Source organism: Shewanella bicestrii (assembly GCF_002216875.1).
GTDB classification, from domain to species: domain Bacteria; phylum Pseudomonadota; class Gammaproteobacteria; order Enterobacterales; family Shewanellaceae; genus Shewanella; species Shewanella seohaensis.
The window spans coordinates 1,352,620-1,370,022 of record NZ_CP022358.1 but is presented as its reverse complement, the minus strand read 5'-3'; the positions used below and the strand labels follow the sequence as shown (position 1 = coordinate 1,370,022).

Annotated in this window: 14 protein-coding genes; 5 read left to right on the top strand and 9 right to left on the bottom strand. The window is 45.2% G+C overall.

The genetic code is table 11. The features are described from left to right. Positions 1-154 precede the first annotated feature (154 nt). On the bottom strand, positions 155-1,543 hold the full coding sequence (locus CF168_RS06045; RefSeq protein ID WP_089067305.1) for a hypothetical protein: 1,389 nt from the start codon (positions 1,541-1,543) through the stop codon (positions 155-157). Between the two features lie 153 nt (positions 1,544-1,696). Between CF168_RS06045 and CF168_RS06040 the strand changes: the two genes are divergently transcribed. Next, positions 1,697-2,344: a hypothetical protein gene (locus CF168_RS06040; protein ID WP_089067304.1), complete on the top strand. Its 648-nt coding sequence runs from the start codon at positions 1,697-1,699 to the stop codon at positions 2,342-2,344. 820 nt (positions 2,345-3,164) lie between these two features. Here the strand turns inward: CF168_RS06040 and CF168_RS06035 are convergent. From CF168_RS06035 to CF168_RS06010, 6 genes are all read right to left on the bottom strand, one after another. Next, a complete protein-coding gene (locus CF168_RS06035) occupies positions 3,165-4,865 on the bottom strand; it encodes a toxin-antitoxin system YwqK family antitoxin (protein WP_089067303.1) in 1,701 nt (566 codons plus the stop codon). A 9-nt stretch (positions 4,866-4,874) separates the two neighbouring features. Then, the gene (locus tag CF168_RS06030) at positions 4,875-7,109 is read right to left on the bottom strand and encodes a hypothetical protein (RefSeq protein WP_089067302.1); all 2,235 of its coding nucleotides are present in this window, start codon (positions 7,107-7,109) and stop codon (positions 4,875-4,877) included. Between the two features lie 756 nt (positions 7,110-7,865). Further along, positions 7,866-8,168, bottom strand: coding sequence for a heavy-metal-associated domain-containing protein (locus CF168_RS06025; protein ID WP_089067301.1), 303 nt, complete (start codon positions 8,166-8,168; stop codon positions 7,866-7,868). Beyond that, positions 8,165-8,482 (bottom strand): hypothetical protein, encoded by a 318-nt coding sequence (locus tag CF168_RS06020; protein WP_086904600.1) that lies wholly within the window; start codon positions 8,480-8,482, stop codon positions 8,165-8,167. Before CF168_RS06020 ends, CF168_RS06025 begins: the two co-directional genes overlap by 4 nt. A gap of 16 nt (positions 8,483-8,498) precedes the next feature. Continuing rightward, a complete protein-coding gene (locus CF168_RS06015) occupies positions 8,499-9,638 on the bottom strand; it encodes a transglutaminase-like domain-containing protein (RefSeq protein ID WP_086904591.1) in 1,140 nt (379 codons plus the stop codon). A gap of 248 nt (positions 9,639-9,886) precedes the next feature. Continuing rightward, the gene (locus CF168_RS06010) at positions 9,887-11,158 is read right to left on the bottom strand and encodes an amino acid permease (RefSeq protein ID WP_089067300.1); all 1,272 of its coding nucleotides are present in this window, start codon (positions 11,156-11,158) and stop codon (positions 9,887-9,889) included. A 255-nt stretch (positions 11,159-11,413) separates the two neighbouring features. On the opposite strand from CF168_RS06010, the gene CF168_RS06000 reads away from it, so the two are divergent. Genes CF168_RS06000 through CF168_RS05990 form a run of 3 tightly spaced genes read left to right on the top strand, consistent with a single transcriptional unit; the run spans position 11,414 to position 13,814 of the window. Further along, positions 11,414-11,797 carry a Rid family detoxifying hydrolase gene (locus CF168_RS06000; RefSeq protein WP_089067298.1) on the top strand — a complete coding sequence of 128 codons (384 nt, stop codon included), beginning with the start codon at positions 11,414-11,416 and terminating at the stop codon, positions 11,795-11,797. Between the two features lie 20 nt (positions 11,798-11,817). Then, positions 11,818-13,092 (top strand): serine dehydratase subunit alpha family protein, encoded by a 1,275-nt coding sequence (locus CF168_RS05995; protein WP_089067297.1) that lies wholly within the window; start codon positions 11,818-11,820, stop codon positions 13,090-13,092. Between the two features lie 41 nt (positions 13,093-13,133). Further along, on the top strand, positions 13,134-13,814 hold the full coding sequence (locus CF168_RS05990) for a helix-turn-helix transcriptional regulator (RefSeq protein WP_089067296.1): 681 nt from the start codon (positions 13,134-13,136) through the stop codon (positions 13,812-13,814). A gap of 76 nt (positions 13,815-13,890) precedes the next feature. Here CF168_RS05990 and CF168_RS05985 read toward each other — a convergent pair whose 3' ends face one another. Together CF168_RS05985 and CF168_RS05980 are read right to left on the bottom strand one after the other, a co-directional pair. Next, the gene (locus CF168_RS05985; protein ID WP_089067295.1) at positions 13,891-15,489 is read right to left on the bottom strand and encodes a hypothetical protein; all 1,599 of its coding nucleotides are present in this window, start codon (positions 15,487-15,489) and stop codon (positions 13,891-13,893) included. A 200-nt stretch (positions 15,490-15,689) separates the two neighbouring features. Next, positions 15,690-16,604 (bottom strand): DUF368 domain-containing protein, encoded by a 915-nt coding sequence (locus CF168_RS05980; protein ID WP_089067294.1) that lies wholly within the window; start codon positions 16,602-16,604, stop codon positions 15,690-15,692. Between the two features lie 237 nt (positions 16,605-16,841). On the opposite strand from CF168_RS05980, the gene CF168_RS05975 reads away from it, so the two are divergent. Beyond that, positions 16,842-17,336 carry a hotdog fold domain-containing protein gene (locus tag CF168_RS05975; RefSeq protein ID WP_011626844.1) on the top strand — a complete coding sequence of 165 codons (495 nt, stop codon included), beginning with the start codon at positions 16,842-16,844 and terminating at the stop codon, positions 17,334-17,336. The last annotated feature ends 67 nt before the right edge of the window (positions 17,337-17,403 follow it).

Here is a 17,403-nt window from a genome sequence, read left to right as displayed (position 1 = left end):
TGGTAATAACAAACAGACATGGCACCAGACTGGCATGCTTGATCGCATTAAGGGAAAAGTGTTCTCAACTACGGTAAATTCCAAGTATTTTGCGGTCGATGCAACTCGAAGATTAAATGTTTTTGATCGAGAATAATCTAAAAATTTTTAAAAATCATATACCTTCTAGTGAAGGATCTTCAATCACCTCTAGCTTCCCACGTACCAAGCGTGTCCTCGTATACTTCAGATCAATTGAAACAGGGAAGAAGACTCTAAAAGAAGGAAGGGTATTAATTTCTGACACTGAACAAACAAACCCATATAAAGGCCTGTTTTTATTATTAAACTCTTTAACACATTCAATGCATTTCCTTAGTTCCATGGCTAAGGGAAGAATAAAAACCTTGAGTAACACCTCGGCAAAAATTGTTAGATCCCATGTATTCATCAGTTCTTCATCTTTATGTTCATCTTCTTCACTCTCTGATTTGTGAACTTTGTACTGACTATCCTTAAGCTCATTTTGCCCCTTAAATTGAAATGTGGGTTTAAGTACAGCAACAACGTTTGCAACTAATTCATCTATGCACGCATCATCAAGTTGCTCGTCGTTCAAAGATGACTCATCAAATGCCATCGACACAGCATAAAAATAGATCAACTGAACGATGTAGCTTCTTAGATTTTTTCTAAGCTTAGCCTCCATAAAGATCCTTAAGCATTTTTCAACATTTTTGACTTTAGTCAATTTATCCATTCTAACTAGGGATTCTTTAAGAAATGATGCTGCATTACGCTTTCTGCTATCATCAAACTCTTCCTTTGATTGCAATACAGCAACCAAATACTTTTGAGCTTCAAAACAAAGAGAACTAAATTTTTGATACACTTGTAAGGAAGAACAAGATTCACAAACAAGTGATTGTAGTTTAGATGAAATAAACTTATTTTTTGTTACATCTAAAAAATAAACTGATGGTCTTGCACCTAGAATATATTTTGATGTAACACCTGGCAAAACAGACATAACGTATTGAGTGGACTGAAGTTTAGTCAATTGTGAAAAAAACTGGTCTCGACTCATCCCTGTTAACAAAGAGATTTTATTAAAACCTAAACTATTAACGCATCCATACTGATCGGCATGTAGCAGTAAAACGATTAAGAGCAAACGATTACCTAACTTCAAGTCTCCATGCGTTCCTAATCTTTTACTCTTGATATCCAAAATTTCACTCACAAGACTATTTCGACTTTCTAAATGAATATCGAAACTTGACAAAAACTCAGTTGATATTTCGAACTCAGGAGTAGGTCGACCTACTTTGGGGACCTCTTTGCTAACTACTTTTTTAAATAGGCTAGCATTAGAAAGGTAATTAATCGTAGCCGAAGCTAAATCAACTGAAACTCCCAGTTTTTTAGATAAGGAGATAATTGATGACTTGAACGTAACCGAGAAAGAAAACGGTAGCTCTAAGTAGTAACTTCTCAAGATTAGCCATGCACAAAGCCTTACTTCTGGCTTCGCCCCCTTCATCATAGCCAAAAATGTAGTCATTACCACTCCTTATCATTTACCAAGTTTCTAATAAACAATATATACTCCAATAACCAACAGGTAAACACCTAAGAAAAAAACTAGTCATATGACTAGTTTTTTGCTATAAAAACATTTACATTAATTTATTAAATATTGAATTTATGGAAAATTATGAAATTAACAGCACATCAAATACTTTCAAAGTTAAAATTTCTTGAAGAAAACCAATTCCAAATAGACTGGGTAAAAAATTACCTATTCAAGAAAGGGTTTCATCATGTTGCAACCTGTCAAAACATGAAAGAAATAAAACAAGTAACATATGAAATATTATGTAAACTTGAACGCTATGACATTGAAAATTCTGTATCCTTGATGAAAGCAGCTTGGGCAAGGCATAAGGGAAGACACAAAACTAATAGCAACAGTGTTATGTTAAACGTTAGCATCTCAAGAGAGCACATGAAAAAGTTAAAATCGATGTCAAAAGGCACATTAAAAACAAAGATTAAACTGGTAGAGTCTCTTATCGATGGTAGTTATGAACAGTATCTCGAATTTGCTATAAAATTGAAATCAGAAATTTCCTCAAAAAAATCTCGTTCAGAATCAATGATAAAAAGCATGCAAGTTAGATATGACATAAAAATAAGTAAAATAGAAAAAGAGTTAGAAATTCAAAAATCAAACTCTATAAAACTAGCGGATGGTTTAAGTGAGCTATTTCGCATCATTGAAGATGCTGCTGAAAATGATTCAAAAATAACAGCTAAAGACTCTATTACCGCAACAAAAATAATTAAAGAACTCATAGACTGAGTATTGTAAATTTTCTTTTGATATTGAAATGAAAAATGCGCATATAAAAATATTTTTGAATTTTAAATACTGGAATTTAGCCCTAGATTAAACGCCAACGCACTGTTTAATAACTGGTCAGGAAACCTAAATAGGCCTATTAATTAGTGCTATTTCTTGTTTTCAATCTTGAACTGTAAAGAGTTCCATCATCGAATAACCTCCTCTTACTACATTAAGCTCTGACTACGACAGGAGCTATCACTATTAACAGAACCAAATTAGTGCAACTAACTACTTTTCTGAGCAACTATTTGGTAACGCACTTCAAAAAAACAATCCCGAATAGCAACAATTCATATCGACTTACTTCTCACTTTTAGTAACACCAAAAGTAACACTGAAAAACTTCAATACCAACAAAATTAATATAATTCAAAAACATAATTACGCAATTCAGATGACGCCGCCTCCACCAAATAAAACAAGGACTTAGCAGAAATGCTAAGTCCTTTTTCTTTTCAGTGGCTACAAAATGGCGACATCGGGATATTGCCCACTTAGCTCTTAAGATTTAATGCTCATTATTTTCTTGTACCCAAAAGATGACCTAGTGCATTTGTAGTTTAACTAATGCACTTTGATTGTTTATTTTGTAAACACCCCCAAATGCATCAAGATGTGGCCAATATAGCCGCACATGGGACTACTCAAGAGATATATTTCGATGGGCAGGCAGTTGGGGGAATTACCGGGGCAGAAAAATTTAGCTCAAATCCAAACTGACAGCGCCCCTAAAAATGGGCAACGGCCAGTTTAGATCTGAGCGAGTACAGATACGTTATTGGCCCACATCGACACCATTTTGATAATGGTATTCGGATGAGGCTTCGCCGTTGAAGTAGTAGACCAACTTGCCGTGTAACTGGTTATCGACATACTCTTCGCTTCGCTGCAGGCTACCGTCTTCATTGAAGCTGTAGCTTTTCCCTTGCAAGAGGCCTTTGTTATCGTATTGCATCGTACCCAATAAGTGGCCGTTAGCGGACATGGCTCGCCACGGTCCCACTTCGTGCCCCGCTTGGTATTGGCCCTGCCATAACTTCACCTCGCTGTAGCTGCTCTCGTCTTGTACTAACCATTTGCCTTCACGCTGGCCGTTAACGTACTGGCCTTGGGCTTGCAGTTGTTTATCGAAGCCTCGCTGTAAAAAAGCGCCATGCAGCTTATCGTTTTGATAAAACGCTCGATACATTACCGTGCCGTCGGCGGCGATATCGCTCTGCTCGCCGTTGAGCTGTCCTTGTGAATTAAACTGTTCGATACGCGTCGAATCAGGATTTTGGGTGACCCACTTACCGACCTTTAGATCCGATTGATATTGCCCTGTGACAAAACTGCCATTTTCGGCATTATCTTCACGATACGCACCATGCATTTTGCCTTTACTGTAATTTATCCGCCTGAGAGAGCCATTCCAGCCTACGCCGACATACACCCCGTTGTAGCTGCCTTTAACTCGCTCTTCTCGTTCAAGCAGCGAGCCTGTCCTATCAAAACGCTGACGCAGACTCCAGTCTTTTACGGTATCGCGCTGATATTGATAAGTTAGCTTTCCACTCTCATCGAAGCGCTGCTCGTGGGTTATATGGCCTTTCGCGAGATATTGAGTGTCAATTTGGGAGGTTACATGGCCCGCACTCGCATAGGTTATATCCTGAATTTCACGGCCTTTTGCATCGTATTTCTGCTGCTGGGCTAACCGCCCTTGCGGATCAAAACGTTGTTGTATCCCTACCTGCTTATCATGCTGATAATGTTTAATTTCTCGAGGCACATCAGCGGCTTGGTAAACCAACACTTCACCGTGTAATTTTCCTTTGATGTAAAACTCTTTAGTGAATAACCAGCCTTCTTTTGTCCAGTAAAGGCGCTCGCCTTCTCTTTTACCCGCGACCATATTCACGGTTTGCTCTGGCTGACCATTGCTATGAAAGCTTTCATATAAGCCTTCCATTCCCTTAGCGCCATAGGTTACCCGTGTTTGCAGCTGGCCATTGTCAAAATAACTTTGCGCTAATCCAGACTCCATACCATTCGCATAATGTTGATGGTCGCGTAACTGACCATTGGTGTGATAACGTTTTTGCTCACCGTGGAGCCTGCCATTCAGATATTGGTACTCACCTGAGCGTGTTCCATCTTCCCAATAATACAGATGCGTTCCCTGATAACGCCCTTGTGCATCGCTACGTCCCTTGCGAGAGAGTTGACCATTGGGGTGATAAAATTCGAAATCACCGACGATAACACTCTCCGCTAAATTGGGGCCGTTGACTGTCCCCTTAAAAACGGGTTTATCCGTCTCTACATAAAAAAGCGTTACTGGCCACGCGCCCTCTTGCTCGGTCGCTTGCTGTTTCTGGTAGTAAATAGCCTCACTCGGCACCGTGCTAGGCTGCCATTGTTCGTCGAGTAAGATGCGTTCAGCCAGCACATTAAACGATAGAAATAGTGTAGATAATAGTAATAAGGCTCTCATATCAGCTCCTTAAGGTAAGGCTGGGAATGCAGTAACCCACTGTTTATTAACGGGCTCGCCGCTAACTTTCAGGTATTCAATCGCCTGCACTCGCCCTTGCAGCTCAAACCAACGGTCTTGATGAAGCACTTGCTGTAACGGCCGTTGATAAAAATCGTCGCGCTCCCCCGGCATAAAAGGCGCGAGAGGAATGTTCTGCGTATTTAAAAAACGATAACGGCGCATCACCTCACCCACGGTTTGCGTGGTATCGAGTTCTGGCAATTGAGTGGTATCAATCAGCCAACCTTGCTTAGGTTGATACGCAATCGCTTGCCATTCGGGCGTACCCGTACAGCTCAGGGCGCTACTGACTTTAATATCGTAAAAATTACGACGGATCCCATCGGCACTGGTGAGTTGATATAGAACCGTCTTATCAAGATGTTCCGCCATACTGTTTTCGGATTTGATCTGCGTCCATTGCAAACTGTGGCCGTCAACTTGGGGCGCATCCACCACAGTTAAGGAGCACACGGCAGCTTGCTCGGCGCTTAACTGCAGGCTCACACCATACTTAGCCACCATTTGGGGTTCGAGTAAGGCGGGATCGGCGACGAATGTCTCTTGCGGCTTATCGTAGCGCACATACATATCATCACGGTAAAGCGTGCGCTGATCCACAGGGGGATAAGCGACGTTATTCATGTAATCCCCCATTGGAATAAAACGAACATCTTGGGTCAGCTCGCTACTCTCATCCGGTGTATTCACATAGATGGTTAGCGCCTGTGGCTCGGCCGGAAAACTAAACAAGGTGGAGGGTTCAAATTGCATCGATGCAGCTAACCCCAACATATTGCGTTCGGCTGAGGTTAACCAAGCAGGCCCTTCTACCGACGGCGATTGATACTTCATCATGGCGCCTTCGGCACCGTCAAATCGCCCCGCTAACCAAGATTTATGGGTTGGGTCGCGCGATGTGAGCACATAAGAGAAGGGCTTATCGGGGATCGGAGCAAATTCCAGCTGTAAATCTTTATACTGCAGGGACACCGTTTTGTTTGGATCGGGTGTTAATGCCAGTTTAACCAGCTTAGCGCCCTGATAGTGGGCCTTAGCACGAAACTCAGTCACTTGGGAAAACAGCTCGGAGGGTTCATTCCAACCGACGAGTAAATGTTGCTCTACGGATTTATAAAAACCATCCTTTTCAGCGAAATTAAAGCGATAAATTTTACTGAGTTGTATCGGTAAAACACTGCCATCGGCACTGTGCGCCGTAATATCGGTTAGATAAAACTCTCCCGATGCTTTTAAACCTGAGAAATCATGTTGATAGGTAAGGCTGAGTTGGTCATCATAAAGGTCAAAGTAACCCGCATCGTAGGCAAATACCGCCTCTTGGGTTAAAGATTTATTGGCCTCTTCAAGTGATAATTCAGGCTGTTTTTCATACTCACCCGGAGGGAAATCGTAATCAAAAGCCACTCGCTGCGACAGGTCGCCCAGCTCACGCTCCTTGGGCACCATAATCACATTGCTGCGCATCGTCCCCTTAAAACCGTAACGCTCAAAGGGCACCTCTGCCACTAGCCCCATCTGCACAAGCCACCCTCGGTCGCGCTCGAGCATAAGTTGGCCGTATATTTTGGCTTGCTCACCTTCGCTTTCCACCTGAGCCAGAACATGGGTGTCAGTGACCTTTAACACGGTAAGCTTTGAGTTAGCATGGCCTTGATAGGCCGGAAGCATCACCACAGCCCCCACTTCAGCGGGTATCGAATTAATAAAAACCGATGAGCTAAAGAGCTTTTTAAGTTCCTGCTCAAGCTCAAGGCCGCGCTCTGCCAGCATGGCTTGCCAAGCAGGTTTATTTAACGCGCTAAATTCTTTAACGCTGCCATCATCTAAATCTAATGAAAATTCAAAGCCCTGAGAGAAAATGGCATGCATTTCGGGATTTCGCTCAGCCCGTTCACCGCTGCTCACGCCACTCCCTTGGCCATCTTGCATTTTCATATAATCGACATGCACTTCGAAGAGGCTATTTTTACCTGCCTCGAGCACCTTATAACGCAGTAATTGATGGGATGTGGTGTCCACCGTTTCATTACGGCCACCTGCCTCGACCGAGATGCGGGCAGTGCTATAGACTTGATACGCGCGCTCATCGCCTTTTTGTGGCTTAAACTCCACGTCGGCATCGCCAAATGAGCAGGCTGATAAGAGAAAACATGTAACTACGCTAACCAAATACTTCATGGTTATTCCCTGTACTGAATATTAAAACGCCGCATTATGCCTGTTAATTGGGCATAAATACATTTTTGAGGCGATTTTTATCGGGTTCTCTATTTGAGCGAAGCATATTATTGATGGAAAGTGAGCGCGATTTCGAATTCAAATTGCTCTGTGCTGCGGTAGAAGTTCAACAGTAAAAAGAACTATATCAAGCATCCCCAAATAGGATTGCAGCAACTTACGGATAATATTCGATGACGACGCTAGCGACTAAAACGATTGAACAAGGTAATAGAAAGGTTGCAAAAAAGAGAATGGAATATATTTTCTGAAATGATTTAAAATATCCATCATAAGCTCAACCCGCAGCCAGATATGACAAAAATACTATAAAATCATAGTTATGCTCATCAATCGCAAATATTCATTTTGTAAGCGTGTTATTAGATTCTTTCCTCATCCAAGCATATTCACTAAGCAGCATCGACAAGCCTCTGGCTCTACATAATGCAATGCTGTTATTGGTGCCAATAATAGGCCATGGGCGATATCGTATATGACTGTTGGCAGTAAAATAGCCATATTGACAACCAAAATATTATTCAGTCAAAAGTATTAACTTAATTAGCTTTAACCATAACGGTATTAATGACCGAAAAACTCAATATTAATATTGTTACGCTTGATAGAACCCAGCCCTGATAGCCGATAATAAAAAAGCACAACCCAATTAAGTTGTGCCTTTTAGATTACTACTGAAGCGATATTGAGCCAATATCAGCTCTGCTTTTCGACCTTATTGATGCTGCCTTTGTAGCCCGTGGCATCGACTGCAGTAATCAACTTATCGAGGTTAAAATCATCGGCGACTGTGACCACAGCCTGCTCGGTTTTGAGGTTCGCCTTGGCTTTGATCACCCCATCGGTTTTACGCAGCGCCTGATTAACCACGGTAACGCACAGTGGGCAGGTCATGCCTTTAACATCGAGTGTCACCTGCACGTTATCCGCCCAAGTGAATGGGGTAAACCCCAACGATGTGATGAGCACGAGTCGTGTAATACGTGATAGTGGCTTCATTCGAACACCTCAAGTAGCCAAGGTAAAACAAAGGGATACAGTTGGAACGCCAGCACAATAGGCACAGTCAGCCAATAGGCTAATAGCATTTGTCCTCGGCTAAATGTACCGGTACAGAGCGGCTTTTTCGCAAAGTACAAGCGCCAAAAACCCAGCAAAATCAACCCTGTTGATAGGAGCAACATGGGTACTTGTAACCAAGCTAAACTCGATAACCCCGACAGCCCCGCCGCAGACACGCCAAACACTAAATAGATTAAGGGCGCGATGCAGCAAAGGCTAGAGGCAACCGCCGCAACAACGGCGGCGGCCATGGTGGCAAGCAGCGGTTTAGCGCTGCTCGCTTGACTTGTAGTCATAGGCAAAGACTTTTGGTTCATAGTAATTAACAGGATCGCCGTCCACTTCGGCATAGGGATAACCAAAATTGTTCAGTGGAGTCTGCTCCGCCACGGGGAATAAGTCAAAGTCGCGGCCATAGTTAAAGCCAACCCAATTCATTTCCCAGTTACCAAACAGGTAATCATTCACCGCTTGTACCGCAGGGTCGCTATGTTCCTTCTTCTCAGTGAGGCGCATTTTAGTCACATCCGCAGGGTCGGCGGGTAACCAACCATAACCCGCTAAGTAGAACATGGCACGGCAATGTTGACCACCCGTCACATCGGCAAAGCCCTTATCGTCGGCGCTGCCAAAGGCTTTTTTGGAATAATGGCCCATCTTGATGGCTTGCCCTAAACGAATACCAAACATTTCACGGGCAGGCACACCGACTGCGCGCATCAGCGCCACAAATACTGAGTTGATATCGGTACACTTACCGCCGAGTTTGCCACTTTCAAGAATGGCGGCCACATCGCCACTGCCACAACCTATGACATCATTATCACGATACATGTTGGCGCTCACCCAGTTGTAAATTAACTGTGCTTGCTTGAGCGGCTCGGTTTCTTTACCCACAATCTTATCCGCCGTTTGCTTCACAATGCCGTCTACAGGCATATGCTTGGTTGGCTTTAGGTAAATGGCGACGTCGGCAGGATACTCAGGCTTAGCTGGCGCACGGTAATGGGTTAACTCGCCACTTTTAACGGGTTCCCAATCTTGGGTTTCTATCACTAATTCGAGCGTTAGGGTCATCTTGCCCTTGGCATCGGGCCAAGTAGCAAACAGGGTTTTAGCGCCATAGTGGTTATTGGCACTGATATAGGCATCTTGATAAGTCCCGCTAAAGTTAAGTTTTTCAACCTGCTGGAAAGCCGTGTTTTCGGGGAGTGGCACCCATAACTTCACCACGCCCGCAGAGCCTTCTGGCGCGACGAGCTGATAGGTATTGGTTAAGGTAAAACGGCGGCGACCACAGGTTTTATCGGCCACCGCAAGGGCTTGCGTCGACGCCGCCAACACTGGCATCACGGTTCCTGCCGCCGACAGAATGGCTGCACCCTTTAAAAAATCACGTCTTTGCATTAGGCATTCCTTAGTTTGATAAGCATTAGAAAAAAAGATACCACTAAAGTAGTTGCCAAGGATTATAGAAAGTTATCGATCGGGCACAATCACCAAATTTCATCCAGCGCGAACAGCATGACAAAAACCACTACCAGCGCACAGAGTCCCCCATTGCCAAGGGGACAACTAAGACAATTTGTCCCAATCACAGACAAAAAAACAGGCACAGCACGACTGCCATACCTGTTTGTAAAGGAGGTAAATCATTAACTAAAGGCAAGCAGAGGAGAGACGCATAACAGCAAGCCGGTGACGATAATGATATACAGCGACACCCCTTTATATTTATGCAGCGCAGGCACTTGATAAATCAAATAGGCGGGGATCAAACAGCCCACTAAACCAAAGATTGGACTACAGATAGAGGTAAAACTCAGCACAGGGGCATTTAATACAATCGCGCCCCACGACAGTAAAATGGTAAAGATCATGATGCCGTAACCCACTAACGACTTATTGATCCGCTCCTCGGGCATCACTCGGCGCAGCATATTCATGGTCAATCCCTGACACGCCTCTCTAAACCCTAAATACACACCAAAATACGCCGTCATTACCGCAAAGATATTTAAGGTCAGGCTAAGCAGTTTTAAGGTTTGTCCTGGCATGCCCTGGGCCACCATGGCTAAAGCGGAAATATTTTCATGGGAAGCGCGCACCGCCTGCTCATGTCCCATGGCTAAGGTAAAAGACACTGCGTAGAAAAACACCACCACAAACAACACTCCAAAAGCAATGTTCATCGCACGCATCGCCTTAAAGCGGGCAACGGCAAGGGATTTTTCCCGCGAGCGGTAAGAGATCACCATAGGGCTTAAGCTTTGGATAAATAGAATCGATGTCAGTGTAAAGGGCAACATCACAATCGCATCCTTTAGCCAATCACCCGTGCTGGGCACACTACCGATATTATTAATATCCCACTTATCGACCATCATCAGCCCGAGTACCGCCACCACCCCAAGCTTAGTCAGCACCATAAAGGTGGAGATCTTAAATAACAGGTTTTCACCACGGGAGGCCAATGCGACTAAACCGCAGATCAGCGCTAGGCCATAGAAGGGATTTTCAGACAACAATGACGTAGTCGCGCCAAAGCTTTGTAAAAAGGAGGCGCTATCATTGGTGATGGCCGTGGAATACACAAACACCCAAATCACCAACATAATGAAGTACAAGCCGCCGAGTAAGATGCCCCAGTTTTTGCCCAGATACCCCGAAATCACACTCGGATAATCCTTACATTCGGGCGACTCGGCCAAGGTATTGATAAATAATCGCTGAAACAAATACATAGCTGGATAACCAATCACGCTGGAGAGCAAAAATACCCACAAGCCCATCAACCCCACCTGCACTGGCAAAAATACGATCCCGGCGCCAATCGCCATGCCAATACTCATAATGATCCAGCCCCAATCCGTACTGTCGAAGCGGGTATCCTCTTTCCATTGTGCCGCCGTTAGCCTTGCATCCATATCTCATCCTAACCGAGTTGATGTTATTTTTTGCAAATACATTTGAACAAAACAAACTCGGCAAACAAAATACTCAACTTTTGTTGAACAAATTGCCATCGCTCACAATTCAGCCCAAAACCCGCCGAAAGACGCATAAACTCGTCTTTACGGCATAAAACATTAAAAAATAATTGCAACCAAACCAAAATATGCAAATAATATTGCACATAGAATTTCGATAGCATTCAATTTTATTTGCAGATTGGAGAGATAATGAAAAGCATCATTCATGCAGAACGTGCCCCAGCCGCGATTGGCCCTTATTCCCACGGCACCAGTTATGGCAACCTGATTTTTACCTCTGGACAACTGCCTGTATGTAAAGAGAAAGGCGGCGTTGTCGATGGCGGGATCAGCGAACAATCTGTGCAATGCCTTGAGAATCTGAAATACGTGATTGAAGCCGGTGGTGGCAGCATAGAAACCGTGCTTAAAACCACCTGTTACTTGAGTGAGATCAGTGACTTTGCAGCCTTTAATGAAGTCTATAAAACCTATTTCAAAACCGACTGCCCTGCCCGCAGCTGTTTTGCGGTAAAAGATCTTCCACTGGGTGTCAAAGTGGAAGTAGAAGCCATCGCCCACGTTCACGCATAAATTGGTAAGGTTGTAGCCCGATGAAACCTCTATGGCAGCAATACATTCAGATCATTAACCAAGTGGTTAAACCCGCCTTAGGCTGTACAGAGCCGATTGCCGCTGCCTATGCGGCGGCCGTAGCACGCACCTTGTTACCAGTTGAACCTGAGTCAATTGCGGTGCAAGTTTCTGATAACTTATATAAAAACTCGATGGGCGTTTATGTCCCCGGTACAGGAAAAATCGGTCTTGCTATCGCCGCTGCCGCAGGCGCGCTTGCAGGCAATGCCGATGCGGGATTAGAAGTCTTGGCCAACGTGACACCTGAACAAGTGGCACAGGCGCAAACCCTTATTGATGCGGGTAAAGTGAAGGTTGAGCGTACCGAGACCGACGAATTTATCTATTGCTGCGTGAGCTTAACCGCTGGCGAACAAGAAGCCATGGTGAAAATCTGCGGCGGCCATACCTTAATAGCCGAGAAGCGCTTAAATGGTGAGTTAGTCTTTACCGCCGATAGCGCCCAAACCAAGGCCACAGGCTCAATCTGCGACGGCGTCGATATCAATATTGAATCGATTTACCGCTTCGCCCAAGAAGTGCCCTTCGAACAAATCCAATTTATTCTTAAAGCCTCGGAATTAAACAGTAAATTATCCGATGAAGGCATGTCCAAACCCTATGGCTTGGAAGTCGGTCGAACCATGAAAAACGGCATTGCCGCAGGGATCATCGGTGAGGACTTACTCAATAAGATTGTGATGCTCACCGCTGCGGCTTCGGATGCGCGTATGGGCGGTGCCAATCTGCCCGCCATGAGCAATTTAGGCAGTGGAAACCAAGGAATTGCGGCAACGATTCCTGTGGTGATCACCGCCCAGTGTTATAAAGTCAGCGAAGAGAAACTGGCTCGCGCGCTGATCATGAGCCACCTCGGGGCAATTTATATCAAGTCCCACTATCCGCCGTTATCGGCATTCTGTGGCAATACGGTCACCAGTGCCGCCGCCTCTATGGCGATGGTGTATTTAGCTGGCGGCAGTTTCGAGCAATCCTGCTTTGCGATTCAAAACGTCATCAGCGATAGCTCAGGCATGGTCTGTGATGGTGCCAAAGCCTCCTGCGCCATGAAGGTCAGTACCTCATCGAGTGCGGCGGTGCGATCCTTCTTAATGGCGCTCAACAGCCAAAACGTTTCAGGCCAAGGTATCATTGCCAAAGATGTTGAGAAAACCATTAAAAACATAGGCAAGATGGTACTCAATGGCATGTCATCTACGGATGTCACTATCATTAACATCATGTCTGAATAAGACGGTTATTCCTGATAAGCTGCTGAAAAAGGCCGAATATTGTGAAATTGCAAGACTTAACCCAAAGCGATTTGGATATACTCAAGTCCATCGAAAATATCGTCGATGGGATTGCCGCCATGTATGGCCAACATACAGAGGTCGTGCTGCACAGCTTAGATGCTAAGCACCCTTCGGTGATCAAAATTTCCAATGGTCATGTCACTGGCCGTGAGGTCGGTGCGCCCATCACTAACCTGGCCTTGCTTAAGCTCAAAACGGGTCAGGATATTTCCAACTCTTACCTTACCAAGTGTGCCAACGGTAAGACATTACGCTCGATAACCACAGTGATCCGTAATCCTAAAAACCTGCCAATTGGGCTGCTGTGCATCAATACAGATATGGACGCGCCGCTGCAATCTGTGCTGCGCACTATGATGCCAGAGCAGCTCCTCGGCAGCGAATTGACCAGTTCGCCCGAGGTGTTTGCGCGCAATATTGATGAGGCGCTGCACAGCACTATCGATAGTGTTAACCACGAGGTGCGTGCGAATCCTGCGATTTCCCCTTCACAAAAGAGTCGTGAAATTGTCAATCAACTCCATGAGTTAGGGATTTTCGAACTCAAGGATAGCGCCCAAGTGGCCGCCACGCGATTAGGGATTTCTGTGCATTCCATTTACCGCTATTTGCGTGAAATTAAAGCCAATCAGGCGGAAAGCGAGAAAAGCCTCGCTTAAAAAAAAGGGCTAAGATGTTCATCTTAGCCCTTTGTTTTTATCCGCTTGCTAGCTTTAAATGGGATTGCTCATTGGCTTAGAGCACATTACTCGCTCTACCTGTTACATCCCAAGCCTGTACCGTGCCATCGTCCATTAGGGCAATCACATCCAGTAAATTACTGCGAATATCGCGCATGTGACTCAAATCAACGGCTTGCTTATCTAGCGTCACAGCGGGATCTTCCCGCATCCATACTGCAATCGAGCCATCTTGGCGTTTAACCGTAAAGCCTAACCCCGTAGGGAAAATATCCGTTGCTTGAGTTATGTCAGTTTTGGGGCCAGAGTGGCCATCAACCACAGTGCCATCTTGCTTTAAAAAGGCAAACTCGCGTTCATAGGTCACCACTTTAATTACCTGAGTGACCTCTTGATAACGCGGCTGGTTTTCTGCCAATTCCCATCCTTCCCAAGCGATAGCCGTATTATCCCTACGTAGCGCGACAAATCCTTCATCAATGGGATAAACCTTATGCACGCTTTGTAACTTATCCTTAAGGACTGACGTATCAGCACCATGGTATTTACTGCCCCAAACGATAAGTTGACGACCTATGGTTAAGGCGGCAAACGCGTCATTATTGGCAAAAATATCAATCACTTTATTGGCGCGACTTGGACGAGATAAGCGGGCAGGAAATGGCACATCATACTCAGTTAACTCCCCTTCCCCCCACGCATAAACACTACCGTCAGCCAGCAGCGCTGCAAAACCATTTTGGGAAGCAACAACTTTCACGGCAGGCGCAAGCTGGCTAAGCTTTGCCACTTGCTCACGGCCTTTTTGATCCTCTCTTACCTTACCCCATGACACCAATCTGCCCGTCGCTGTCATCGCGGTAAAAGCATCATCATTAGCATAGAGTAGTTTCACATTGTTAAGCGCTGAGGCGACTTCGCGACTATCGCCACCATAATTAGCCTGCCCCCATGTCACTACTGTTCCATCCCGTTTTAAGGCGGCAAAAGCCCGATAGTTAACAGATACAGACACGACGTTAGTCATCGCAGGCGCGGCGTGCTTACCAGAGCTTAGCTCGGCAGTTGATGCATCTTCAAAAGACCAACTGACGACACTTCCATCTTGCTTAATGGCGGCATAGAGCCCCTTAGCCACAACAAAATCGCGCACATCATGCAGTACAGGTCTCACTCCTCGAGTCCAAGGCATAGTTTCATCGCCCATTCCCCAAGGGATCAGTTTGTGGTCATGGGTTAACGCGGCAAAGCCGCAGGTATCCTCTGCCGCATACAGCTGTTTTACATTGAGTAGAGGCTCGGCGGCGTTATTGCTATCACCACCACACTCGCCATCACCCCATGTGACTACAGTACCGTCTCGTTTGAGCGCCGCAAATGCATTGAGATTGCTGTAGATTTGACTCACATCGGCTAATTCTGCAGGCATAGGGATTTTGGGCGAAGTCTCAGCAATCTCAGGGGTGTTTGGCTCATGAATCAAGACATTATTCGCGAAAGCGGGTGTTCTGTGAGCCTGAATAGTGTCAGAAATTTGCTGCTTTAACTCTGGGGATATTTCAGAATCTTGCTTATCTATGATTAAGTTAACCACATGACCTAAGGCAAAAATGGCTAGCGCCACGCCAACCCAGGGGACCTGTTTTTTTTCCACGACTATATCCTTATCGTAACTGCAAACTCTCACTGAGTTTAAACGGATGCACAACATCGACTGCTTGCACTCTGAGGCGCGATTGTAACTTAACGGACCAGCAAAATAACATTGCCCAAAAGTCGAGTACATTCCATCGGCCTTAAAACATAAAAGCAGCGAATATCGCTGCTTTTATTTATATCATCCACAGGATTGGCTTAATCCCGTTTGCCGACCTTCTCTAAACCCCAAACTAAGGCGATGGCCGCCATCATACACACAACAGCTAACATCAGCTGTGAAGGTTGGCCCGTTACTTGTTCAAAATTCAGCGGCGAAATATTTTGCTCCAATAGCGGCACTTGTTCACCGTGGGAGTTAGTACGCCAGGTTAAGGTTTGTTTCCAAGGCCAAATTTTACCTAAGGTGCCGAGCATCAAGCCCGTGAGAAATACTACGGTCGCATCATGGTATTTACGCAGCAAGGCCGAGAGTAAATGGCTAAAGCTTAAAATTCCCAGCAAAGCGCCAACGGCAAAACAGGCCAAGATATCGATTTGGATATTTTTTGCCGCCGCGAGTACCACTGGATATAAGCCGAGCAGCAATAAGATAAAACTGCCCGAAATCCCCGGTAATACCATGGCACAAATGGCAATTGCACCGCCGAAGAAAATATTTAAATAGCTGGCCTCGACCGATACAGGGTTCAGTACAGTGATCACCCAAGCAGCCAGAACCCCTAAGGCAAATAATCCCAAACGCGCCAGCGTAAAACCACTCACCTGTTTAAGCATGTGCACCACAGAGATGATGATGAGGCCAAAGAAGAATGACCAAATCGGAATGGGATGTGCCACCAGCAACCAAGAAATCAGTTTAGCGAAGGTAAAAATACTGGTCAGGATGCCCGCTAATAGGCTCAGTAAAAATCCACCATTGATATGTTCAAACGCGCCTTTAATCCCCTGCGACTTAATCACGCCCCAAAGGGAAGGATTAATACGCTTAACGCTTTCGAGCAGGGTATCGAGAATACCGGTGATAAAGGCGATAGTGCCACCCGAAACCCCAGGCACCACATCGGCGGCCCCCATGGCCATTCCCTTAAAATAGGTCAGCAAATATTTCACTGTGAGTCCTTGTAGTTAAATCATTATGACGTGTCATTGATGACAAATTTGTCGTGATTATACGGTGTTAGCGTAAAAACCGCGAAATGAAGTTTACTTAATTCGGCCGACTGGCATTTAATGTTATCCCAATGTTACACTCATCCGACCAGAAAGAAGCAGGCACGCCGCTAAGCATTAAAAATATCAGCGGCCCAAGACTAACACCTTAAGTTTGCACTCCGATGAAGGATAACCATGAGCCCTAACGCACAAACCCCAAACGCTAAGCCCAATAAGGTTCTCGCGCTCTACCATAAAACCCAAGGCTTACCCTTTGGCCAAAAAATCTTCTCCATCATGGTATCACGCATGGCGCCTTATTTTGGCACCATCAAACCACTGATCACTGAATTACGCCTTAACCGCTGCGCTTGTCTGATTAAAAAACGTCATGCCGTTCATAACCATATAAAAACCGTGCATGTTATCGCCATCTGTAACGGCTTAGAAATGGCGATGGGCGTGATGGCCGAAGCATCGATTCCGGCTCACCTGCGTTGGATCCCTAAGGGCATGAGCCTAGATTACACCGCCAAGGCGGGCAGTGATATTTTATGTGTTGCCGAAGTCACGCCAGAGCAGTGGACGCCCGGCGATATGTTGGTGCCCGTTACCGCCTACGACACCCAAGGAGTGGTGGTTGTGAAGGGACATATCAAGTTATGGATTTCAGAAAAGCCGCAGAAGTAAACCAAGCTTAATCATCAATCGAAATCACCACTTAGGTTGTCTTGCTCAACGCTTGCAGGCTGCTATG